Origin of the sequence: Pseudomonas sp. D1-36, from assembly GCF_051132205.1 — a bacterium.
Taxonomy (GTDB): domain Bacteria; phylum Pseudomonadota; class Gammaproteobacteria; order Pseudomonadales; family Pseudomonadaceae; genus Aquipseudomonas.
Window position 1 is genome coordinate 771,165 of the sequence record NZ_CP071674.1, and the last position, 23,825, is coordinate 794,989.

The following is a 23,825-nucleotide window of genomic DNA, read 5'->3' on the forward strand; positions in this document are numbered from 1 at the left end:
TAAGGTTCTGCCCTAGCTTTTGCACTTTTCAAGGATGCCTTTATGCCGGACGCGACGTCCCTCAGCCCTGCTTTCATGGTGGTTCATGGGAATCGCCTTGATGAGTTGCGCAGCCTGGTTATCAGCCTGATGCGACGCTATCCGCTAGGCCCGCTTGAAAATGAAATCGCCCTCGTTCAAAGCAACGGCATCGCCCAATGGCTGAAGTTGGCACTGGCTGAAGATCCTGAAGACGATGACAGTGGCGGCTGCGGAATTGCGGCTGCCATCGAGGTGCAGCTGCCCGGCAGTTTCATGTGGCAGCTCTATCGAATGGTGCTTGGCAGTGATGAAATTCCGGCTAAATCCTTACTGGATAAGGCGCCGCTCACATGGAGGCTGATGCGTCTCCTGCCGCAGCTAATTGAACAGCCTCATTTCGAACCGTTGCGACGTTTCCTGTCTGACGACACTGATTTACGTAAGCGCTACCAATTGTCCGAGCGTCTGGCTGATCTTTTCGACCAGTATCAGGTGTACCGAGCCGACTGGCTTGAAGATTGGGCGCAGGGACGGCACCAGACAAGGAGCGTGCGTGGTGAAACAAAGCCGCTCGCGCCGGCAAATTGCTGGCAAGCGGAGCTGTGGCGAGCGCTGCTGTTGGATGTGGGTGAAGAGGGCATGGCTCAAAGCCGTGCCGGCGTTCACCAGCGCTATCTTGAGCGCATCAATCACCTTGAAGCCGCTCCCGAAGGCCTACCGGCTCGCGTAATCGTGTTCGGTATTTCTTCACTGCCAGCCCAAGCGCTTGAGGCCCTGGCCGGTCTTTCACGGTTCAGCCAGGTTTTACTGTGTGTTCACAACCCCTGTCGTTACCATTGGGCGGACATCGTCGCCGACAAGGACCTGCTTCGTCACCAATACAAACGGCAGGCACGAAAAAGCGGCATGCCAAATGTCCTGGATTCGCAGACTTTGCATCAGCATGCACATCCGCTGTTGGCTGCCTGGGGAAAGCAAGGGCGCGACTACATCAACCTTCTCGACAGCTATGATGATCCAAACACCTATCGCTCGGTATTTCGCGAAGGGCGTATCGATCTGTTCAGCGACGGTAATCCCACGACCCTTCTTAGTCAGTTGCAGGACGATATCCTGGAATTGCGCCCCTTGGATGAAACCCGGCAACACTGGCCTTCAGTCGATACGCAACAAGACGAGTCGATCCGTTTCCATGTGGCCCACAGTGCCCAGCGTGAAGTTGAGATCCTTCATGATCAATTGCTTGCGCACTTCAGCAAGGATTCGTCCCTGCGTCCCCGGGATATCATCGTCATGGTCCCGGATATCGACAGTTATACGCCGCATATCCGCGCCGTGTTTGGCCAGCTTGATCGGGGTGACCCTCGTTTCATCCCCTTCACCCTGACAGATCAGGGCCAGCGTGGCCGTGACCCTTTGCTCATCGCCGTCGAGCATTTGCTCAGGCTCCCGGATAGTCGGTTTCCGGTCAGCGAGATTCTCGATCTGCTGGACGTGCCAGCGTTGCGCGAGCGGTTTGGCATCAATGAGGCCGACTTGCCGATACTGCACCGCTGGATTGAGGGAGCAGGCATTCGCTGGGGGATGAATGCCCGGCATCGCGCCAGTTTGGGTTTGCCCGCAGAGCTTGAGCAGAACAGCTGGCGTTTCGGCCTGCGTCGCATGTTGCTGGGGTATGCGGTTGGCGATTCAGAGGCTTACGAGGGCATCGAGCCCTATGACGAAATCGGTGGCCTCGATGCGGCTTTGATCGGTCCGCTGGTGGCTTTGCTGGATGCGCTGGAAGTCGCTCACCGGGAGCTGAGCCAGCCAACCTCTCCCAAGGAATGGGGGGCGCGTTTGCATGACTTGATGCAATTGTTCTTCCTGGCAAGCAACGAGCACGACGATTATCTGCTGGCCCAACTCGAGGACCTGCGTGAAACCTGGCTGGAAACCTGCGATTCGGTCGGGCTGGAGGATGAGCTTCCTTTGACGGTTGTCAGGGAAGCCTGGCTGACCGGACTGGATCAGGGGAAGTTGTCCCAACGTTTCCTCGCCGGAGCGGTCAACTTTTGTACGTTGATGCCGATGCGAGCGATACCCTTCAAGCTGGTTTGTTTGCTGGGAATGAATGACGGCGACTATCCACGAGCTCAGCCACCGCTGGATTTCGACCTCATGGGCAGCGATTACCGCCCAGGCGATCGTTCCCGGCGTGAGGACGATCGGTACCTACTGTTGGAAGCGCTGCTTTCTGCCCGGGAAAAGCTCTACATCAGTTGGGTCGGTCGCAGTATTCGTGACAACAGCGATCGGCCGGCATCGGTCTTGATCGGCCAGTTGCGTGATCATCTTGCCAGTGGGTGGCGGTTGGCAAATGGTGATGAGGGTCTACTCGAGGCGTTGACTCAGGAGCATCCTTTGCAGCCGTTCAGCGCCCGGTACTTTTATCAGGGTGACGGGCTGTTCAGCTATGCCGGTGAATGGCGTTCGCTTCACGAGGCCCAAGAACACAGCGCGCTGCCTGCAATGTTGGAGCCCTATGCCCAGGAAGAGCCATTGGGGATCGCTCAGTTGCAGGATTTTCTGCGCAATCCTGTTCGTCATTTCTTCAGCCAGCGACTCAAGGTGTTCTTCGAGACTTTCGAAGCCCCCCTGGCCGATGACGAACCTTTCGTTCTTGATGCCCTGCAGCGCTACAGCTTGAGCGACAGCCTGCTCGAGGCCGCCCTTGTTCGCCTCGACCAATCGGACCTGGCGTTGGCGGCGCACGCCAAGCGGTTACAGAACAGTGGCCTGCTGCCCATGGCGGGTTTCGGTGAAAGCCTGCAGCGCGAGTTGATCGAGCCGTTGCCTGACCTGCTGCAGCGCTACCAGCAGCTCCTGTCTTCATGGCCCACTCCACTGACCAGCGCCGTCCCCGTCAGCCTTCGTATACACGATGTCAGCATAGAAGGATGGCTTAGCGGCCTGCATCAGCGAGGCGATGGCTCGGTCCTCGCCATTACCGCTATCCCCAACAGCATCGGATCTACCAAGACCCGCAAATGGCATCGACTGATACGGGTCTGGGTCAACCATCTTGTAGCCTGCGCCAGTGGGCTTTCGATGACTACGGCGTTGGTCGCCAGTGATGACAGCTTGCTGCTCGCCCCTTTTGACGAAACCGTAGCGCGCCAGGTCCTTGGCGACCTGCTGCAAGCCTGGCGGGCTGGTATGCGCCAACCCTTGCCAATCGCGGTGAAGACCGCGTTCGCCTGGCTCGACCAAAGCGACCCGGAGAAAGCCCTGGCGGCGGCTCGCAAAGCCTACGAAGGTGACGGGCTGACGTTTGAGGGGGAGCGCCGGGAAAGCCCTGCCCTGGCACGACAATACCCCGACTTCAATGCGCTGGTCGCTGACGAAACATTTCCCGACTGGTGTGATGCGGTTTATCGGCCGCTACTCGAAGCGCCTTGGCGCTCACTGGTGAGCGAGGACGTACATCCATGAGCCGGAAAACTCCCTTGGCCCTGGCCTTCCCGCTACGTGGCAGTCAATTGATCGAGGCCAGTGCCGGTACCGGGAAAACCTTTACCATTTCGGCGTTGTATTTGCGCCTGGTGTTAGGGCATGGCGACCCGCAGACGCGGTTTGACCGCGAGCTGCTTCCTCCGCAGATTCTGGTAGTGACCTTCACCGATGCCGCGACCAAGGAACTGCGGGAGCGTATCCGTACGCGCCTGGCGGAAGCGGCGCGTTTTTTTCGCGATGAGATTCCCGCCCCGGACTCGTTGATTGCCTCGTTGCGTGATGAGTTCGGGGAAGGGCAATGGGCAGCCTGCGCGAACCGGCTCGATATAGCCGCGCAATGGATGGACGAAGCGGCCGTTTCGACTATCCATAGCTGGTGTCAGCGAATGCTTCGCGAGCATGCCTTCGACAGTGGCAGCCTGTTTACGCAAACCCTGGAAACCGATCACAGCGAGTTGCTCGCAGAGGTGCTGCGCGACTACTGGCGCCTGTTCTGCTATTCGATGCAAGGTGAAGCGCTGCACTGGGTGCGGGCTCACTGGGGCGGGCCTGCCGCCCTGCTGCCCCGGGTAAGGGGTTTGTTTTCCAGTTCTCGAGGTGAGGCGCAGGGGATCGAGCCGGCCGAGCTGATCGTCGCATCCCTTCAGGAACGCAGCGCGGCATTGCTCGACCTCAAGGCTCCTTGGCGACAATGGGCCGTGGAGTTGTTGGAAATCTGCCAGCAGGGCGTTGCCAATAAAAGCGTCGACGGACGCAAGATGCAGGCTCGCTATTTCGAACCCTGGTTCCAGAAGATCACGGCCTGGGTCGAGGACGAAAGTCTCGAGCTGCTGGACATTGGCACCGGCTTCACACGGCTGACGCCCGAGGGCATGGCCGAGGCCTGGAAAGGCGATGTGCCCAGTCATCCCGGGCTGGATGCGATGTCGGGCCTCAAGGCCAGCCTGGACGCCCTGCCCACCCCGGACGCGGCGGTGTTGCAGCATGCCGCGCAATGGGTCGGGACACGCTTCGAAGCGGAGAAACGGCGCCGGGCTGAAATGGGTTTCGACGACATGCTGCTGCGCCTGGACGCGGCGTTGCAGGCTGAAGGCGGGGAGCGGCTGGCTAGCCTGATTCGCGAGCAGTTCCCAGTGGCGCTGATCGATGAATTCCAGGACACCGATCCGATCCAGTACCGAATCTTCGAAAGCATCTATCGCATTGAAGACAACAATCCGCAAAGCGGGCTGTTCCTGATCGGTGATCCGAAGCAGGCCATTTATGCGTTTCGCGGCGCCGATATCTATACCTACCTGCGCGCCAGGGAAGCCACCGCTGGCCGGTTGCATACGCTGGGGACAAACTTCCGCTCCAGCCATGCCATGGTCGGCGCGGTGAATCAGGTTTTCCAACATGCCGAGGCGCGTCAGCAGGGGCGAGGGGCTTTCCTGTTCCGCGAGCCATCGGGTGACAATCCCGTGCCGTTCCTGCCCGTCGAGTCCCAAGGGCGCAAAGAGAGCTTGCGGGTTTCGGGGCAGACTGTCGCTGCCCTTAATGTTTGGCACCTGGTCTCTGACCAGCCAGTTTCCGGAGCGGTGTATCGGCAGCAGATGGCTGCAGCCTGCGCCAGCGAAATCACTGCGCTGCTCAACGGCGGACAGTCGGGGCGCGATGGCTTTTTCCATGATGGGGAAATGCTTCGTGGTCTTCTGCCGGCCGACATCGCCATTCTCGTGCGCGATGGCAAGGAAGCGCAGGCCGTGCGCGGCGAGTTGTCCGCACGAGGCGTGCGCAGTGTCTATCTATCAGACAAGGACTCGGTATTTGCTTCCCAGGAAGCAAGGGATTTGCTGACCTGGCTCAAGGCATGCGCCGAGCCGGATGTGGAGCGACTGCTGCGCACAGCCCTGGCCAGCACTACGTTGAACCTGCCGCTCACAGAGCTTGAGCGCCTGAACCAGGATGAGTTGGCGTGGGAAAGCCGTGTGATGCAATTCCGGGGCTATCGGATGGTCTGGCGCGCGCAAGGTGTGCTGCCGATGCTGAGGCGCTTGTTGCACGACTTCAAATTGCCTCAGTCCCTGATGGCACGTGATGACGGCGAGCGGGTGCTGACCAACCTGCTGCACCTTTGTGAGTTGTTGCAGCAGGCCGCCGTCGAGCTGGATGGCGAGCAAGCCATGATTCGTTACCTGGCCGAGCATCTGGCCATGACCGGGCAGGCGGGAGAAGAGCAGATCCTTCGCCTCGAAAGCGACGAGCAGTTGGTCAAGGTAGTGACGATCCATAAGTCCAAGGGACTCGAATACCCCCTGGTGTTCCTCCCGTTCATATGCTCGACGAAGCCGGTGGATGGCAGTCGACTTCCGCTGCATTACCACGATGAGCGCGGCCTGGCGCAGATCAGTCTCGCCCCGACCCCGGAATTGATCGCCAAGGCCGATGACGAGCGTCTGGCAGAGGACCTGCGTCTTTTGTACGTGGCACTTACCCGTGCCCAGCACGCCTGCTGGCTGGGTGTCGCCGATCTCAAGCGCGGCAGTAATAACCGCTCGATTCTACATTTGTCTGCCCTGGGCTATCTGTTGGGTGGTGGTGCGCCGTTGAACGAGTCGGTAGAGCTCAGACGTTGGTTGGAAGACCTGCGGCAAGGCAGCCAGGCGGTGAGCTGCCTGGATATGCCCCAGCCCAGCGACGAGCACTACCGACCCGCACGCAACGACGCGGTATTGCTTGAACCCTTGATTCCGTTGCGCAAAGCCAGTGAGAACTGGTGGATTGCTTCCTACAGTGCGTTGCGTTTCGGCGACAGCCTCAACGTGGGCGGTGACACCGCACCGGAAAATCCCCAAGCCCAGAAACTGTTCGATGATGAGCGACTCGATCCAGACGCCCCGCGGGAAGTTGCGGCTGCGGGCGGTGACATCCACCGTTTTCCCCGTGGCCCCAACCCCGGTACCTTCCTGCATGGGCTCCTGGAGTGGGCTGCCGGCGAAGGATTCCCGACGGCGCCAGCCATCATTGAGGATGCCATTGCCCGACGCTGCAACCGCCGGGGTTGGAATGGCTGGATCAAAACCCTTGGCGACTGGTTGTTGCACCTGATCAAAACGCCTCTGTGTATTGGCGGCGGCCAAGCGCCGGTGGTGCTGGAAGACTTGACCCGGTTCCAAGTGGAAATGGAATTCTGGTTCGCCAGCCACAAGGTCGATGTGCTCAAGCTCGATGATCTGGTTTGCCGATTCACCCATGACGGCGTGGCTCGTGTCGCTGCGGAACCGGTATTGCTCAATGGCATGTTCAAGGGTTTCATAGACCTGACCTTCGAGCACGACGGTCGATATTATGTGGCCGATTACAAGTCCAACTGGCTGGGATTGGACGACGCCGCCTACACCATGCAGGCCATGGAGCAATCGATCCTGGATAACCGCTACGACTTGCAATACGTGCTGTACCTGTTGGCCTTGCACCGCCAGCTCAAGGCGCGCTTGCCCCACTATGACTACGACAAGCATGTTGGCGGCGCGCTGTATATATTCCTTCGTGGCACACGCGCTGCCAGCCAGGGTGTCTACTTCACCAAGCCTGCGCGCGCCTTGATAGAGCAACTGGATCGCCTGTTCCGAGGAATGCCCGAGCCCAAGGCGGAGCCGGCTTGGGTGCAGGGAGAACTGTTATGAGTCGTTCTTTTGCGGACCTGCTTCCCAAGAATTCCGACGACGAGAGCCTGGTGGATTTGGCGCCCTTGAGCGACGTGGACGACCTGTTGCTGCTGCTGACTCGCTGGGTGGAGCGCGGTTGGCTGCGAGCCTTGGACAGGGCATTCGTGGCGTTCCTCCATGAACTGTGCCCAGAAGACGACCCGCTGGTGTTGCTTGCCGCGGCCCTTGCCAGCCATCAATTGGGGCACGGGCATGTCTGCCTGGATCTGTTCGAAACACTCAAGGAGCCGGATTTTGCGTTGTCCTTGCCACCGGAGGGAGACCTGCAGCCCGGCGTGATGCTATTGCCGTCGCAGGTTTTGCAGACACTCGATGGTGCCGACTGGTGCAAAGTACTGGCTTCCAGCCCGCTGGTCGCCCTGGCAGGCGACGAGCGTGAGCAGGCACGACAACGGCCGCTGGTACTCGCCGGTAAACGTCTTTATCTGCGTCGCTACTGGGGCTACGAGCGACGAATCGACGATGCGTTGCGTCAACGGCTGGCCGACCACGGAGCGGTGCCTGATGACTTGGATGAGCGCCTGGCCGGGCTGTTTGGTCCGGCCAGCGCGACGGGGCCGGTCGACTGGCAGAAACTGGCCTGCGCGCTCGCGACCCGAAGCGCGTTCAGTATCGTCACGGGCGGCCCCGGCACCGGCAAGACCACCACGGTCGTGCGTCTGCTCGCCTTGTTGCAGGCACCCGCTGTCGAAGCAGGTAAGCCGCTGCGCATTCGTCTGGCCGCGCCCACCGGCAAGGCGGCGGCACGCCTGACCGAGTCCATCAGCCAACAGGTTCGCACGCTGGACGTCACCGATGCCGTGCGTGAACGCATTCCCTGCGAAGTCACCACGGTCCATCGCCTGCTGGGCAGTCGTCCCGGTACCCGTCATTTTCGTCATCATGCAGGCAATCGCCTGCCACTGGATGTGCTGGTCATCGATGAGGCTTCGATGATTGATCTGGAGATGATGGCCAATCTGTTGGATGCGTTGCCGTCCCATGCGCGTTTGGTATTGCTGGGGGACAAGGACCAGTTGGCTTCGGTCGAAGCCGGCGCGGTGCTTGGCGATTTGTGCCGCGATGCCGAAGAGGGTTGGTATAGCCCACAGACTCTGGCGTGGCTCGAATCCGTCAGCGGCGAAAACCTGATGACAAGTGACCTGAAGCAGGACCTCGAAGGTACTCACCCCCTCGCCCAGCAAGTGGTCATGCTCAGGCATTCCCGGCGTTTCGGCGAGGGCAGTGGGATTGGCCAGTTGGCCCGCCTGGTCAATGGACAACAGCCGGAGCAGGCGCGGAACCTATTGCGCAAGGGCCAATACCCCGATCTATCCACGTTGGCGTTGAAAGGCGAACACGATAATGCGCTGGAACGTTTGCTGCTGGATGGCCAAGCCTCCGGGCCGCAGGGATATCGGCATTATCTGAGCATCTTGCGGCAACGGCGTCCGGCGGCCTCCCGCCCGCTGGAAGACGATTGCTGGAATGATTGGGCTCGGGAGGTCTTGTCGGCGTTTGACGAATTCCAGTTGCTTTGCGCGGTGCGCAGAGGCCCGTGGGGTGTCGAAGGGTTGAACCAACGGATCACTGCCGCGCTGCTCAAGGCGCGGCTGATCGACAATGACCAGCTTTGGTATGAGGGGCGTCCGGTATTGATGACGCGCAATGATTACGGGTTGGGATTGATGAATGGCGATATCGGCATTGCCCTCAGGTTGCCTGAGCGTGACGGACCGGATGCCGGAAAACAGGTGCTGCGGGTTGCATTTCCTCGTAACGACGGCCGAGGTGGCGTGCGTTTTGTGCTGCCCAGCAGATTGAACGATGTGGAAACCGTATACGCCATGACCGTGCATAAGTCCCAAGGCTCGGAGTTCACTCACACGGCGTTGATCCTTCCGGATGCCCTGAATCCTGTACTGACCAAGGAATTGGTGTACACCGCTATCACCCGGGCCAAACAATGGTTCAGTCTGATAGAGCCACGCGCGGGGATTTTCGAAGAGGCGGTGCAACGCAAGGTCAAGCGCTTGAGCGGCTTGATGTTGGAATGGGAGTAAGGTGACGCAATGATCGGTTTTGGTGTGCCAGTGCGTTGCTTGCGCTAATGCCTGTTTTTTGTCGGAGCTCTTTGTAGGACACTGTCTCGCTGGCTTTTTGACACTGTGCTATCGTTCCGGCTCTTATCTACAACAAGAGATCATTCATGACGGCGGTGGGACGGGAGGCGGTGCGCAGCAAGGATTGCAGGCATTATTTGCTTGCCTTTCTTTTGTGGCTGCTGTCGCCTGCGGTCATTGCCCAGGAGCCGTCGGCTGTTACTCGAGCCGACCAGCGAGCCGAGGCGGTCACCCAGGTTGTATTAGGCATTCTCAGTTATGCGCGGTGGCCGGTCGAGCCAACGCAACTGCAACTGTGTATCGTCGGCCCCACCCAATATACCGATGACCTCGTCAAAGGCACCACCCAGGCGACCGGTCGCCCCGTGACCGTGCAGCGTGTGCTGGCTGATTATCCGAGCATCACCGCTGACTGCAACGCCGTCTATATCGGCAATCTGAGCACTGCTGAACGCTCCCGTCTGTTTGCTTCGCTGATTGGCCAACCTGTGTTGAGCATCAGCGAGGGCGGGGATGAATGCACCGTGGGCAGTCTGTTTTGCCTGCGGGTCGGTGATGAGCAAGTGTCGTTCGAGGTCAATCTCGACTCGGTCGCCCGTAGTGGCGTGCGCATCCATCCCAGTGTCCTCCAACTATCACGCCGCAGGCCTGCCGCCCCATGAGTTCGTCAAAACCACGAATTCGTCCCACGTTGGGGTCGGTCATCGGTCGCGGTCATTTGATCGTCGCGCTGGTGGCGATCGCCATGGCCAGTGTTTCCCTTACATTGCTGGGCGTGCTTGCCTTGCGTGTCTACGCCGATCACAACCTGCACCTCATCGCCCGTTCGATCAACTACACCGTGGAAGCGGCAGTGGTGTTCGATGACGAGGCCGCCGCCACCGAAGCGCTGGCCTTGATCGCCACCACCGAAGAGGTGGCCGATGCGCAGGTATTCAACGAGCAGGGCCGCTTGTTAGCGCGCTGGCAGCGGCCGGAGACCGGACTTCTTTCAGAGCTGGAAATGCACATCGCCAAGGCGTTCCTGGAAAAACCCATCAGCCTTCCCATCGTCCACCAAGGGCAAAATATCGGCAGGATCCTGCTGGCGGGGCATGGCGGCAGTCTGTTGCGTTTTCTGCTCAGCGGCCTGGCGGGAATCATTGTGTGTACGGCGGTCAGTGCCTGGGTCGCGCTGTATCTGGCGCGACGTCAGTTGCGGGCGATCACTGGACCGTTGCGCAGCTTGGCTGAGGTCGCCCACGCCGCGCGCTGCGAGCGAGCCTTGGACCGAAGGGTTCCCCCGGCCGACATCGCCGAGCTGGATAACCTGGGAAATGACTTCAATGGATTGCTCGCTGAGCTCGAGTCCTGGCAGACCCACCTGCAAAGTGAAAACGAGACCTTGGCTCACCAGGCCAGCCACGACAGCCTGACCGGGTTGCCGAACCGGGCATTTTTCGAAGGTCGATTGATCCGCGCCTTGCGCAATGCCAGCAAGCTCGACGAGCAAGTAGCCGTCCTGTATCTGGACAGCGATCGCTTCAAAGGCATCAATGACAACTTCGGCCACGCCGCCGGCGACGCGGTGTTGACTGCCGTCGCGACCCGGGTGCGGGCTCAGTTACGAGAAGATGACCTTGTGGCACGCCTGGGCGGCGACGAATTCGCGGTGCTGCTGACGCCGTTGCACAAGATCGAGGATGCCGAGCGAATCGCCGAAAAAATCATCGCCAGCATGGAAATGCCGATCCAGTTGCCAGGTAACGCCTCGGTGTTGACCTCCCTCAGTATCGGCATTGCCGTTTACCCCGAGCATGGGGCAACGCCCGGTGCGCTGCTCAGCGCCGCCGATGCGGCGATGTACCAGGCCAAACGCCTCGCCCGAGGCGGTCAACACACGGCGGGTGCGGAGCACCCGGTCGCGGAACTTCAAACCAGGAGCTGAATGCATGCTTTCGAATGCTCGTTTTTCTCTGCTGCGGTTCGCAGCATTTTTATTGATCACCGTATTTACCCTCGCTGGGTGTCAGACCGCCCCGCAAAAGGGCCTGACCCCAGCGCAAATCGCCGTCCTCAAGGAGCAGGGTTTCAAGTTGACGGAGGAGGGCTGGGCCTTCGGCCTCTCAGGCAAAGTGCTGTTTGGCAGCGATGTGGAAACTCTCAATCCAGCCAGCACCGAAATTGTCGAGCGCATTGGCAAGGCGCTGCTGGGCGCGGGTATCGAGCGAGTTCGCATCGATGGTCACACCGACGCATCAGGCTCCCAAGCCTATAACGAACAACTGTCGATACGTCGGGCCGACAGCGTCGGTAAAGTATTGATCGGCGTGGGCATGCGCGAAGAGAACGTCCAGTCGCGCGGCCTCGGCAGCAGCCAGCCCGTCGCGTCCAATGACACCGCCAGCGGCCGCACCGAAAACCGCCGCGTTGCCATCGTGGTCATCGCCGATTAGTCGGCAAAAACCATCTCCCGGCTGTTGCCCATCAGCAATGGCCGGTTCTGCTCAGTCACATCCCTGATGTAGTCCCACAACAACGTAATCCGCTTGAGCTTCCTCAAGTCCTCCCGGCAGTACATCCAGAACTGCCGCGTAACGGTGATTTCGTCTGGCAGCACCGGCAACAGGCGTGAGTCCTGGGCCGCGAGGAAGCACGGCAGGATTGCCAGCGACCGACCTTGCTGCGCAGCGACGAACTGCGCGATCACGCTGGTGCTGCGCAGATGTGCGTGCGCGCCGGGCAAGACATTGGCCAGGTACAGCAGCTCGGAGCTGAATGCCAGGTCGTCGACATAACTGATGAACGAATGCTTGCCCAGATCCGCCGGATGGTGGATGGGCGGATGGTTGTCCAGGTAGTGCTGGGTTGCGTAGAGCTGCAGCCGGTAATCACACAGCTTGCAGCAGACATACGGGCCATGTTCAGGGCGCTCGAGGGCGATGAGAATGTCGGCTTCGCGCTTGGAGAGGCTGATGAAGTGCGGCAGCGGCAGGATGTCCACTGAAATCGCCGGGTACGCATCGACGAAGTGGCTCAATTGCGGCGTGATGAAAAAGCTGCCGAAGCCTTCGGTGCAACCCATGCGCACATGGCCGGACAGCGCGACGCCGGAGCCAGACACCTGTTCGCAAGCCATGTGCAGCGTGCTTTCGATCGATTCGGCGTAGCCCAGCAACCGCTGGCCTTCGGCCGTCAGAACAAAACCATTGGTCCGGGATTTTTCGAACAGCAGCGTACCCAATGAAGCTTCCAGCGAGCTGATGCGTCGCGACACGGTGGTGTAGTCGACCGCCAGGCGCTTGGCGGCTGTGCTGGCCTTGCGGGTACGGGCCACTTCGAGGAAAAACTTGAGGTCGTCCCAGTTCAGCGAACCGAGGGAGGTGATGTTTTTTTGCATGATGGACCGGTTTTTATGTGCGTTCTTATTAGAAGTTTGCACATCTATACTCCATAAACCGTCTCATCACCAAGCGTGCTCGTGCGTCTTGGTCTTAGCTGAACCAGCGCTCTCTATATAAGAACAATCCCGGAGGCCAGCATGAACGTTTCCCTCACGCCCAGCGACACTGCCCTGCATACCGTCAAACTGTTGATCGATGGCGAGTGGGTTGAATCCCGATCCAACGAATGGCACGACATCGTCAACCCGGCTACCCAACAGGTGCTGGCGAAGGTCCCGTTTGCCACGGCCTCGGAAGTCGATGCAGCCATCGCCGCTGCCCAGCGTGCCTTCCAGACCTGGAAACTGACGCCCATCGGTGCGCGGATGCGCATCATGCTCAAGCTCCAGGCCCTGATTCGCGAGCATTCCAAGCGCATCGCCGCGGTGCTGAGCGCCGAACAAGGCAAGACCATCGCGGATGCCGAAGGCGATATTTTCCGTGGCCTTGAAGTGGTCGAGCACGCTTGTTCCATCGGCACCCTGCAGATGGGCGAGTTCGCCGAGAACGTCGCCGGGGGCGTGGACACCTACACACTGCGCCAGCCGATCGGGGTATGCGCGGGAATCACGCCGTTCAACTTTCCGGCGATGATCCCGTTGTGGATGTTTCCGATGGCCATCGCCTGCGGCAATACATTCGTGCTCAAGCCGTCCGAACAGGATCCGTTGTCGACCATGCTGCTGGTGGAACTGGCCATCGAGGCCGGCGTACCGGCAGGCGTTCTCAATGTGGTGCACGGCGGCAAGGACGTGGTGGATGCGCTTTGTACCCACAAGGACATCAAGGCCGTTTCCTTCGTCGGCTCCACAGCGGTAGGCACCCACGTCTATGACTTGGCGGGCCGCCATGGCAAGCGCGTGCAATCGATGATGGGCGCGAAGAACCATGCGGTGGTGTTGCCCGATGCCAATCGCGAGCAAACCCTCAACGCCTTGGTCGGCGCCGGTTTCGGCGCGGCGGGCCAGCGTTGCATGGCCACCTCCGTCGTGGTGATGGTGGGCGCGGCCAAGCAATGGTTGCCGGAGCTGAAGGCGCTGGCGCAGAAGCTCAAGGTCAACGCAGGCAGCGAGCCGGGCACTGATGTCGGCCCGGTGATTTCCAAGCGAGCCAAGGCGCGGATCCTTGAATTGATCGAAAGCGGCGTGAAGGAAGGCGCGAAGCTGGAGCTCGACGGACGGGAAATCAGCGTGCCGGGTTTCGAGCAGGGCAACTTTGTCGGCCCGACCCTGTTTTCCGGCGTGACCACCGACATGCGCATCTACACCGAAGAAATCTTCGGCCCGGTGCTGGTGGTGCTGGAAGTCGACACCCTGGATCAGGCCATTGCCCTGGTCAACGCCAACCCATTCGGCAACGGCACCGGCCTGTTCACCCAGAGCGGAGCGGCGGCGCGCAAGTTCCAGAGCGAAATCGACGTCGGCCAAGTGGGCATCAACATTCCGATCCCGGTGCCGGTACCGTTCTTCAGCTTCACCGGTTCCCGTGGTTCGAAGCTTGGCGACCTTGGCCCTTACGGCAAACAGGTGGTGCAGTTCTACACTCAGACCAAGACCGTTACCGCGCGTTGGTTCGATGACGACAGCGTCAATGACGGTGTGAACACCACCATCAATCTGCGTTAAGGAGCCGGACATGAACATCGCATTTATCGGCCTGGGTAATATGGGCGCTCCTATGGCGCGCAACCTGCTCAAGGCGGGCCATTCGCTGAACCTGTTCGACCTGAACCAGACGGTGCTGGCCGAACTGGCGGCGTTGGGCGGCACGATCAGCGCCTCGCCCCGCGATGCGGCCCAGGGTGCGGCGCTGGTGATTACCATGCTGCCGGCCGCCGCCCATGTACGCAGTGTCTGGCTGGGTGAGGACGGCGTGCTCGCCGGCATCGCCGCTGATACGCCGGCCGTTGATTGCAGCACCATCGATCCGCAGACCGCTCGTGACGTGGCGGCCGCCGCTGCGAAGCAAGGAGTGGCGATGGCTGATGCGCCCGTCTCGGGCGGTACTGGCGGCGCGGCGGCGGGCACGTTGACCTTCATGGTTGGGGCTACGGACGAGCTGTTCGCCACCCTGCAACCGGTGCTGGCGCAAATGGGCCGCAACATCGTGCACTGCGGCGAAGTCGGCACCGGGCAGATCGCCAAGATCTGCAACAACCTGCTGCTGGGGATTTCCATGGTGGGTGTCAGCGAGGCCATGGCGCTGGGCGATGCCTTGGGGATCGACACCCAGGTGCTGGCCGGCATTATCAACAGCTCGACCGGGCGGTGCTGGAGTTCGGATACCTACAACCCATGGCCGGGCGTGATCGAAACGGCACCAGCGGCGCGCGGTTATACCGGCGGTTTCGGCGCGGACTTGATGCTCAAGGACTTGGGCCTGGCCACCGAAGCCGCGCGCCAAGCCCGTCAGCCGGTGATATTAGGCGCGGTGGCGCAGCAGCTATATCAGGCGATGAGCCAGCGGGGCGAGGGCGGCCAGGATTTCTCGGCGATTGTTAACAGCTATCGCAAGCCGCAGTAAAACTTGAGGCGCTCTGAAGTTTTTGTGGCGAGGGGATAAATCACCTCGCCACAGGGTGATGCATTCTGGAAGTTATTTGCCGAGCGACCGCGTCGGGTGGTCTCTCGGCTTTTTTTATGTCAGGCAAACACGAAATACTTGCGCACGGTCTCGACCACTTCCCAAGTGCCTTTCATGCCCGGCTCGACGACAAAAATGTCACCGGCGCGCAGATGGATCGGCGCCATGCCGTCCGGGGTGATCACGCAATAGCCTTCCTGGAAATGGCAGTACTCCCACTTCACATAGTCCACACGCCATTTGCCGGGCGTGCAAATCCAGGTGCCCATGATCTTGCTGCCGTCTTCGCTGGTGTAAGCATTGAGGTTGACGGTGTGCGGATCGCCTTCGAGTTTTTCCCATTTGCAGGCATCGAGTACGGGCAGCGGATGGGTGTCGCGCAGGACGGTGATGGGGGCGGTCATGTGAGCTCCGAAAAGGGGCAAAAAAGAAGCTGCACCCTAGCGCGGAGCAGGACTGGGCAGATGCCTGTGCTCGACACCGGGCTGTCCAGAAGCGCGCATTATTCGGCCAAATGCTGAGCCAGGGCTTTGGCATAGGGCGGCAAACCTTCGAAGTTACGGGCGCAGAGCAGCAGCGCTCGTCGGGTCCAGGTCTCTTGCAACGGGACGCACCGATACGCGGGCTCGGACGGTCGCCGGTCGATGGCAGCCTTTGGCACGATAGCGATGCCAGCGCCGTGGGCCACCATGCGAATCACCCCATCGAAACTGTCGGCGCGAATGCGGATCTGCATGCGTGAGCCGATGTGCAGGGCCTGTTCTTCCAAGTGGATCGCCAAGGCGCTGGAGGCGTTCAGGCCGATATAGTCGTGATTGAGGGTCTCGCTGAAACGCACGGCTCGGCCGTCAGCCAGCGAATGTCCGGTCGGTAGGATCAATACCAGCGGGTCGTCGCGAAATGGCCAGGCCTGAAGGTCATCGGTGTTCACCGCGTCGGAAACGATACCCAGGTCCGCTGTGCCCTGGCGCAGCGCATGGGTGATCCGGGAGCTGGGCAACTCCTGCAGGTCGATGTCGAGATTGGGATGGGCCTTGAGAAAACCGGCGAGCAATTCGGGCAGGTACTCGGTCATGGCGCTGGTGTTGCAGAGCAGCCGCACCCGGCCTTTCGCGCCTCGGGCGTATTCGGCCAGATCCTGCTGGAGGCGTTCGGCATGTTGCAGCAGGATCCGCGCATGTTCGGCCAGCGCCTTGCCGGCCGGCGTCGGGGTGACGCCGCGTCGCCCGCGTTCAAGCAGGTCGATGCCCAGGGACGCCTCCATGGCACGGATTCGCGCACTGGCCGCAGCCAGGGACAAATGGCTGCGGGCCGCGCCGGCGGTGATGTTGCCAGCGTCGAGGACGTTCAGGTAGAGGCGCAGGTCGGTGAAGTCGAGGTGCATGGCCGGGGTTCCTGTCTCAGTGTTGCGGCGCCGGGTTTATCGTCATCGCGAGCAAGCTCGCTCCCACAGTTTCGAATGCAATCCATTGTGGGAGCGAGCTTGCTCGCGATGGCGCCAGTAGCATCGCCAAAGTTACCAGCCTCTTGCAGGAAGAGAGGCACCCTCAGTATATGGCACATTTCAAAACCAAGGCCCGGGGCGCACGATAGCCCTATGGACACACTCTTCGCTTTCTACCAGGACCTCGGTCTGGCCCTTTCGTTGCTGGTCATTGGCACCTTCCTGCTGGCCGGTACCGTCAAGGGGGTGATCGGTCTCGGCCTGCCGACCATCGCCATGGGCTTGCTCGGGCTGGCTATGGCCCCGATGCAGGCTGCAGCGCTGTTGATTATTCCGGCGACACTGACCAATGTCTGGCAGTTGACGTTTGGCGGGCATTTGCGCGCGCTCATACGGCGGCTGTGGCCGCTGCTGCTGGCGATTTTCATCGGCACCGGATTCGGTACGTTGTGGATCGGCATGGTGGGCGGGGCATGGGCAATAAAGGGACTGGGCGCCGCGCTGATGGTTTACGCGTTGAGCGGCTTGTTTCTACCAACGTTGCGGGTCGGTGTCGGGCAAGAAGGCTGGCTTGCTCCGCTTTGCGGCTTGCTCACCGGTGTGATCACTTCGGCCACTGGCGTGTTCGTGATTCCAGCGGTGCCTTATCTCCAGGCGTTGGGCTTGAACCGAGATGAGCTGGTCCAGGCCCTGGGCTTGTCATTTACCGTTTCAACATTGGCCTTGGCGGCCGGGCTGTTGTGGCGAGGCGCCTTGGGCGGCGGCGAGTTGAGCGCGTCGCTGCTGGCGCTAATACCGGCGTTGCTGGGGATGTGGTTGGGGCAATGGTTGCGCCAGCGGCTCAGCGCCGTGCTGTTCAAGCGGGTGTTTTTCATCGGCCTCGGCGTGCTCGGCGGCCATCTTTTGATCAGCGGTTAGCCGAAGAGGGGCTGAGCATGTCGACGCGACGAATCTCGAAGTCTCGTTCCAGGTAATCCATACGTTGTTCGAAAAATTGCTTCATATGCGGCAGGTTCGAGTGCACATCCAGATCGGCCTGGGATGCCCAGATTTCATAGAAGATGAACAACGTCGGGTCCTGCTGGTCCCGCAACATGTGGTACTCGATGCAGCCGGGCTCGGCCCGACTCGGTTCGACGTAAGCGCGGAACAAGGCTTCGAAGGCTTCGGCTTTTTCCGGTCGGGTCTTGGCATGCAGGATGAAACCGTGCAATTCACTCATCAGGGCTCGGGCTCCAGGATTAAAGGACTGTAAGAGTTTAAGGCAACAATCGGGCAGCGATTCGTGCATATGGATCAAAACAGTTTTGCCGTTCGGGTGCTTATTCCACGCGAGTCTCATCGGTACTCTGCCGCCATCTTTTTAATCTTCCAGTGAGCGACGGCCCAGCGGCCACGCCTGGAATCGATGAGGCTTGCAATGAAAAAAGTCCTGTTGCTCAACGGCGGTAAGCAATTCGCCCATTCCGACGGTCGCTACAACGCCACCCTTCACGACACCGCGCTCAGCGTCCTGGACCGAGGCGGCCTTGATGTGAAAACCACCTTCATCGACGGTGGCTACGACATCAAGGAAGAAGTCGCCAAGTTTCTCTGGGCCGACGTAATCATTTATCAGATGCCCGGCTGGTGGATGGGCGCTCCGTGGACCGTGAAGAAATACATCGACGAAGTCTTTACCGAAGGCCACGGTAGCCTCTATGCCAGTGACGGCCGGACTCGTTCCGATGCGTCGCAAAAATACGGCAGCGGTGGTTTGGTACAGGGCAAGCAATACATGTTGTCGCTCACCTGGAACGCCCCGCAGCAAGCCTTCGACGACCCGACGGACTTCTTCGAAGCCAAGGGCGTGGACGCGGTGTATTTCCCGTTCCACAAGGCCAATCAATTCCTGGGCATGACCGCTCTGCCGACCTTCCTGTGCGTGGACGTGATGAAGCGCCCGAACATCGAAGAAGATGTGGCGCGGTATGAGCGGCATCTGATCGAGGTGTTCGGCCTTTCGCGGTAATCGGGCTACTATCGGGACTTGCCTGAAAGCGAGAGGACACCTGTGAAAGCCAGATCCGACGAGTTGCAGATCTTCGTCTGCGTGATCGAATGCGGGTCGATCTCCGCCGCCGCCGAGCAAGTCGGGCAGACACCCTCGGCGGTCAGTCGCACCTTGTCGCGCCTGGAAGCCAAGCTCGACACCACGTTGATCAACCGCACCACGCGGCGCATGGACCTGACTGAGGAGGGCAAGTACTTCTTCGAGCAGGCCAAGGGCATTCTCGACCAGATGGATGAGCTGGAAGAGCGGCTGTCGTCTCGCCATAAGACCCCCGCCGGGCGCTTGCGGATCAACGCGGCATCGCCGTTCATGCTCCACGCCATCGTCCCCCACATCGAAGAGTTCCGCACGCTGTATCCGGATATCCAGCTGGAGCTCAACAGCAACGACTTGATCATCGATTTGCTCGAACAAAGCACGGACGTCGCCATTCGTATCGGTACGCTCACGGATTCGACGCTCCATGCCCGCTCACTGGGTTGCAGCCCGTTGCACATTCTTGCCAGTCCGGCTTACTTGAAGCGGCGGGGGACGCCCTCAAGCGTTGCCGAGCTGGCGGAACATTCGCTTTTGGGGTTTGCCCAGAACGACGGGCTCAACCAGTGGCCACTGCGTCACATCCACGGCGATCGCTGGCCGATCCAGCCGGCCATCAGTGCGTCCAGCGGCGAAACGGTGCGTCACCTGGCGCTGCAAGGGCAGGGCATTGCCTGCCTCTCGGACTTCATGACCCGGGACGACATCCGCGCCGGTCGGCTCAAGGTGTTGCTCGCCGATGCCAACAGCGGTTATCGCCAGCCGATCAATGCGGTGTACTACCGCAACTCCCAACTGGCCCTGCGCATCCAGTGCTTCCTGGACTTCATCCAAGGCAAGCTCGCCGGGTACGCTTCGAGTCCCAAGAGAGCCGACCAGATCGTTAATTAAAGCGTGGAACCTGTGGGAGCGAGCTTGCTCGCGATGGCGCCGGGTCAGTCAGCATTGATATGGCTGGCCCAACGCTGTCGCGAGCAAGCTCGCTCCCACAAGTTTTGTGCCGGGGTCCTGTCAATCCTGGTGCACATCCGCGCGCTTGAGCATTTGCTTGCAACGCTCGGACAGATGAAACACCCGCAGGTGCTTGCCGGCCTTGCTGTAGCGCTCGCGCAGGGTCATCAGCGCGGCGATGGCCGAGTAGTCGACGAAACTCAGGTGACGACAGTCAAGGGTAACGAGATCAGGGTCGTTGGCCGGGTCGAACTGGTTGAGAAACGGCGTCGTCGAGGCGAAGAACAAGGTGCCGTGCACGCGATAGAGCTTGCTGCCGTCCGCTTCCAGTTGCGCGTCGGCATACAGCTCCCGGGCTTGTTGCCAGGCGAAGTTGAGCGCCGCGATGATAATCCCGCAGAGCACGGCGACGGCCAGGTCGGTGAATACCGTGATGACGGTCACCGCGATGATCACCAGCACATCGTTCGCCGGTACCTTGTTGACCACTCGCAACGAGGCCCAGGCGAATGTCTGCTGCGACACCACGAACATCACGCCCACCAGCGCCGCCAGCGGAATGCGCTCGATCAGCGGCGACAAGAACAACACGAACAGCAACACCATCACCCCGGCCACGACGCCCGATATCCGCCCGCGCCCGCCCGAGCTGAGGTTGATCATCGTTTGGCCGATCATGGCGCAACCGCCCATGCCGCCGAATAACCCGGAGGCCATGTTGGCCGCGCCCAGCGCCACGCATTCACGGTCAGGATAACCGCGGCTCTCGGTGATCTCGTCGGTCAGGTTCAGGGTCAGCAGGGTTTCCAACAAACCGACCATCGCCATGATGACGGCGTAAGGCGCGACGATCAGCAGGGTTTCGAGATTCCAGGGAATGTCCGGCAGGGCGAAAACCGGCAAGCCGCCTGCAATGTGCGCCATGTCGCCCAGCGTTCGGGTAGGCAAGCCAAGCAGATAGACCGCCAGGCCAACGCCGAGGATCGCCACCAGGGCGGGCGGCACGCTGCGGGTCAGGCGCGGCAGCAGGTAGACGATGGCCATCGTCAGCGCCACCAGGCCGACCATCAGGTAGAGCGTGGGGCCACTGAGCCAGGCGCCGTCGCGCTTGAAATGCTCCAGTTGCGCCAAAGCGATGACAATTGCCAGGCCATTGACGAACCCCAGCATCACCGGATGCGGCACCATGCGCACCAGCTTGCCCAGTCGCAGCAGCCCAAACGCCGTCATGATCAACCCGCCCAGCAGCACGGTCGCCAACAGGTATTGCACGCCGTGCTGTACCACCAGCGCGACGATCACCACCGCCATGGACCCCGCCGCGCCCGACACCATCCCGGGCCGACCACCGAACAACGCGGTCAGCGTGCAAATGATGAACGCGCCGTACAGCCCCATCAGTGGGTTGAGGTGCGCCACCAGGGCGAAGGCGATGCATTCGGGGAGCAAGGCGAAAGAGGTCGTGAGGCCGGCGAGGGCGTCGGCGCGAAGGCGTGCTGGTTTCATGGTTTACCTGACTGGGCGCCGGTGGACGGTCGGCTGCCGGGGAAGCGGTGTGAAGACAGGTGCGGATGGTACGGAATTGAGTGCAGGGCGGCCAGTCGTCTGTGGGCGATGAAAATCTTGCGCTGAATTTTCATCGTCGCCCTGTCGCGATGTCCATCAGCGACATTTTTTGTCTGTGCGCGAAAATTACTTTCAGTGGGTTTGAAGATTTCCCGTCGAAATGATTTATGACTTTCACAACACATCGACGTGACCCCATTCGAGGAGTAACGCATGGCACCTGCTTTCGGTTATTGGCTATTGGTCTACGCGGCCATCGCCATCATTGCACTGATCGTTTTGATTGCGCGCTACCGGCTCAATCCGTTCATCGTGATTACCCTGGTTTCCATCGGCCTGGCGTTGCTGGCCGGGATGCCGCCCTCGGGTGTGGTGGGGGCGTACGAGGCGGGTGTCGGCAAGACGCTGGGGCACATCGCGTTGGTGGTGGCCTTGGGCACGATGCTTGGCAAGATGATGGCCGAGTCCGGCGGCGCGGAGCGGATGGCGCAGACGTTGATCGAACGATTCGGCGAGCGCAATGCCCATTGGGCAATGGTCTGCATCGCATTCCTGGTCGGTTTGCCGCTGTTTTTCGAAGTCGGTTTTGTGCTGTTGGTGCCTATCGCCTTTACCATCGCCCGACGCGTGGGCGTGTCGATTTTGATGGTGGGGCTGCCCATGGTCGCCGGGCTTTCGGTGGTCCATGCGCTGGTGCCGCCGCACCCGGCGGCGATGCTGGCGGTGCAGGCGTTCCAGGCGTCGGTGGGGCAGACCTTGCTGTACGCGATCCTGGTCGGCATTCCCACTGCGATCATCGCCGGACCTCTGTACGCCAAGTTCATCGTACCGCGCATCCAACTGCCCGCTGAAAACCCGCTGGAGCGCCAATTTCTCGATCGGGAGCCACGGGCCAATCTGCCTGGCTTCGGCATAACGCTGGGGACGATTCTGTTGCCGGTGATCCTGATGCTGATTGGCGGCTGGGCCAACCTGATCTCCACGCCGGGGAGCGGTTTCAATCAGTTCCTGTTGTTTATCGGCAACTCGGTGATCGCCCTGCTGTTGGCGACCATCCTCAGCTTCTGGACCCTCGGCCTCGCCCAAGGCTTCAGCCGCGAGTCGATCCTCAGGTTCACCAACGAATGCCTGGCGCCGACGGCCAGCATCACCTTGCTGGTGGGGGCGGGCGGTGGTTTGAACAGGATTTTGGTGGATGCCGGGGTCACTCAGCAAATCGTCGGCCTGGCCCAGGAGTTTCAATTGTCGCCCCTGGTGATGGGGTGGCTGTTCGCCGCATTGATGCGTGTTGCAACGGGGTCGGCCACGGTGGCGATGACGACGGCGTCGGGCATTGTCGCGCCCGTGGCGATTGGCCTGGGTTATCCCCATCCCGAGTTACTGGTGCTGGCGACCGGAGCTGGGTCGGTTATCTTGTCCCACGTCAATGACGGCGGCTTCTGGCTGATCAAGGAATACTTCAATATGACCGTCACGCAAACGTTCAAGACCTGGACGGTGCTCGAGACATTGATATCCCTGGTCGCGTTCGCCTTGACCCTTGGGCTTGCCCGCGTGCTCTGACCGCCATTGCAAGGAACCGTCATGGACATCCTCTACCAGATCCGCTCCCGTCAGGATTCTTTCAGCGCCGGCGAAGGAAGAATCGCCCGGCTGATGCTCGACGACGTAGGATTTGCCGCCTCCGCCAGCCTGGAAGAGTTGGCCCAGCGCGCGGAAGTCAGCAGCGCCACGCTGTCGCGCTTTGCCCGTACCGTCGGTTGCCGCGATCTGCGAGACCTACGCCTGCAACTGGCCCAGGCCAGTGGCGTCGGCAGCCGCTTCCTCGACCCCGCCGGCGCGCCCGAGCAATCGGCGTTTTATGGACAGATCGTTGGGGACATCGAATCGACGTTGCGTCAGCACTTGGCAGCGTTCGAAGAGCCGCAGTTCGGCGATGCGGTACGGATGATCGGCAAGGCACGAATGGTCCATGCGTTCGGCCTCGGTGGCTGGTCGGCGCTGTGTGGCGAAGAATTACAGGTGCGCCTGGTGCGTTTCGGCTACTCGATCGCCGCCTGCCGCGACCCGGTGATGATGCGCATCACGGCCACTTCGCTGAGCGATCAACACTTGGTGATTGCCTGTTCACTGACTGGTATCACGCCAGAGTTGTTGAGCGCGGTTGAACTGGCCCGCGGCTACGGTGCTCCGATCTTGGCCATCACCCGTGCCGACTCGCCACTGGCCCGCCTGGCCGACGTGGTGCTGCCGCTGCAAGGCGCCGAAACCTCGTTCATCTACAAACCCACGGCGGCGCGCTACGGCATGCTGCTGGCCATCGATGTGCTCGCCACTGAACTGGCGCTGGCTCATCCGCAAGACAATCAAGAGCGCCTGCGGCGGGTCAAGCTTGCCCTGGACGATTACCGTGGCGGCGACGATCGCCTGCCGCTGGGAGACTGA

The 23,825-nt window shown here is 60.8% G+C and carries 18 protein-coding genes; 13 read left to right on the forward strand and 5 right to left on the reverse strand.

Annotation, left to right across the window (positions count from 1 at the left end; all coding sequences use genetic code 11):
* Nucleotides 1–42: 42 nt before the first annotated feature.
* The 6 genes from recC to J3P76_RS03375 all read left to right on the forward strand — a co-directional run bounded on the left by recC (nucleotide 43) and on the right by J3P76_RS03375 (nucleotide 11,760).
* Nucleotides 43–3,495: an exodeoxyribonuclease V subunit gamma gene (gene recC / locus J3P76_RS03350; RefSeq protein ID WP_434701487.1), complete on the forward strand. Its 3,453-nt coding sequence runs from the start codon at nucleotides 43–45 to the stop codon at nucleotides 3,493–3,495.
* Nucleotides 3,492–7,181 (forward strand): exodeoxyribonuclease V subunit beta, encoded by a 3,690-nt coding sequence (gene recB, locus J3P76_RS03355; protein WP_434701488.1) that lies wholly within the window; start codon nucleotides 3,492–3,494, stop codon nucleotides 7,179–7,181. Before recC ends, recB begins: the two co-directional genes overlap by 4 nt.
* Nucleotides 7,178–9,265, forward strand: a complete 2,088-nt coding sequence (gene recD / locus J3P76_RS03360) for an exodeoxyribonuclease V subunit alpha (protein ID WP_434701489.1) — start codon at nucleotides 7,178–7,180, stop codon at nucleotides 9,263–9,265. Before recB ends, recD begins: the two co-directional genes overlap by 4 nt.
* 146 nt (nucleotides 9,266–9,411) lie before the next feature.
* Nucleotides 9,412–9,987, forward strand: a complete 576-nt coding sequence (locus J3P76_RS03365) for a YfiR family protein (protein ID WP_434701490.1) — start codon at nucleotides 9,412–9,414, stop codon at nucleotides 9,985–9,987.
* Nucleotides 9,984–11,252 carry a diguanylate cyclase domain-containing protein gene (locus J3P76_RS03370; protein WP_420765645.1) on the forward strand — a complete coding sequence of 423 codons (1,269 nt, stop codon included), beginning with the start codon at nucleotides 9,984–9,986 and terminating at the stop codon, nucleotides 11,250–11,252. Before J3P76_RS03365 ends, J3P76_RS03370 begins: the two co-directional genes overlap by 4 nt.
* Nucleotides 11,253–11,256: 4 nt before the next feature.
* Entirely contained in the window at nucleotides 11,257–11,760 is a 504-nt protein-coding gene (locus J3P76_RS03375) for an OmpA family protein (RefSeq protein ID WP_420765644.1), read from the forward strand.
* On the opposite strand, the gene J3P76_RS03380 is transcribed toward J3P76_RS03375, so the two are convergent.
* Nucleotides 11,757–12,704, reverse strand: a complete 948-nt coding sequence (locus J3P76_RS03380; protein WP_434702017.1) for a LysR family transcriptional regulator — start codon at nucleotides 12,702–12,704, stop codon at nucleotides 11,757–11,759. The genes J3P76_RS03375 and J3P76_RS03380 overlap by 4 nt on opposite strands.
* A gap of 141 nt (nucleotides 12,705–12,845) precedes the next feature.
* On the opposite strand from J3P76_RS03380, the gene J3P76_RS03385 reads away from it, so the two are divergent.
* The gene (locus J3P76_RS03385) at nucleotides 12,846–14,372 is read left to right on the forward strand and encodes a CoA-acylating methylmalonate-semialdehyde dehydrogenase (protein ID WP_434607913.1); all 1,527 of its coding nucleotides are present in this window, start codon (nucleotides 12,846–12,848) and stop codon (nucleotides 14,370–14,372) included.
* A 10-nt stretch (nucleotides 14,373–14,382) separates the two neighbouring features.
* Nucleotides 14,383–15,270, forward strand: a complete 888-nt coding sequence (gene mmsB / locus J3P76_RS03390) for a 3-hydroxyisobutyrate dehydrogenase (RefSeq protein ID WP_434607911.1) — start codon at nucleotides 14,383–14,385, stop codon at nucleotides 15,268–15,270.
* 119 nt (nucleotides 15,271–15,389) lie between these two features.
* Here the strand turns inward: mmsB and J3P76_RS03395 are convergent, their stop codons facing one another.
* The gene (locus J3P76_RS03395) at nucleotides 15,390–15,734 is read right to left on the reverse strand and encodes a cupin domain-containing protein (RefSeq protein ID WP_003177747.1); all 345 of its coding nucleotides are present in this window, start codon (nucleotides 15,732–15,734) and stop codon (nucleotides 15,390–15,392) included.
* Between the two features lie 98 nt (nucleotides 15,735–15,832).
* Nucleotides 15,833–16,714: a LysR family transcriptional regulator gene (locus J3P76_RS03400; RefSeq protein WP_420765641.1), complete on the reverse strand. Its 882-nt coding sequence runs from the start codon at nucleotides 16,712–16,714 to the stop codon at nucleotides 15,833–15,835.
* A 213-nt stretch (nucleotides 16,715–16,927) separates the two neighbouring features.
* Here J3P76_RS03400 and J3P76_RS03405 point away from each other — a divergent pair, with 213 nt between their 5' ends.
* Entirely contained in the window at nucleotides 16,928–17,692 is a 765-nt protein-coding gene (locus J3P76_RS03405) for a sulfite exporter TauE/SafE family protein (protein ID WP_434627941.1), read from the forward strand.
* Here the strand turns inward: J3P76_RS03405 and J3P76_RS03410 are convergent.
* Entirely contained in the window at nucleotides 17,682–17,996 is a 315-nt protein-coding gene (locus J3P76_RS03410; protein ID WP_420765639.1) for a putative quinol monooxygenase, read from the reverse strand. The two genes, J3P76_RS03405 and J3P76_RS03410, sit on opposite strands and share 11 nt — an antisense overlap.
* 198 nt (nucleotides 17,997–18,194) lie before the next feature.
* Between J3P76_RS03410 and J3P76_RS03415 the strand changes: the two genes are divergently transcribed.
* On the forward strand, nucleotides 18,195–18,785 hold the full coding sequence (locus J3P76_RS03415) for an NAD(P)H-dependent oxidoreductase (RefSeq protein ID WP_420765638.1): 591 nt from the start codon (nucleotides 18,195–18,197) through the stop codon (nucleotides 18,783–18,785).
* A gap of 42 nt (nucleotides 18,786–18,827) precedes the next feature.
* Nucleotides 18,828–19,754, forward strand: a complete 927-nt coding sequence (locus J3P76_RS03420) for a LysR substrate-binding domain-containing protein (protein ID WP_434560799.1) — start codon at nucleotides 18,828–18,830, stop codon at nucleotides 19,752–19,754.
* A gap of 120 nt (nucleotides 19,755–19,874) precedes the next feature.
* Here the strand turns inward: J3P76_RS03420 and J3P76_RS03425 are convergent, their stop codons facing one another.
* Nucleotides 19,875–21,320 (reverse strand): SulP family inorganic anion transporter, encoded by a 1,446-nt coding sequence (locus J3P76_RS03425; RefSeq protein ID WP_434701491.1) that lies wholly within the window; start codon nucleotides 21,318–21,320, stop codon nucleotides 19,875–19,877.
* A 273-nt stretch (nucleotides 21,321–21,593) separates the two neighbouring features.
* Between J3P76_RS03425 and J3P76_RS03430 the strand changes: the two genes are divergently transcribed.
* Nucleotides 21,594–22,943: a gluconate:H+ symporter gene (locus tag J3P76_RS03430; protein ID WP_434607902.1), complete on the forward strand. Its 1,350-nt coding sequence runs from the start codon at nucleotides 21,594–21,596 to the stop codon at nucleotides 22,941–22,943.
* A 21-nt stretch (nucleotides 22,944–22,964) separates the two neighbouring features.
* Nucleotides 22,965–23,825, forward strand: a complete 861-nt coding sequence (locus tag J3P76_RS03435) for a MurR/RpiR family transcriptional regulator (protein ID WP_434675833.1) — start codon at nucleotides 22,965–22,967, stop codon at nucleotides 23,823–23,825.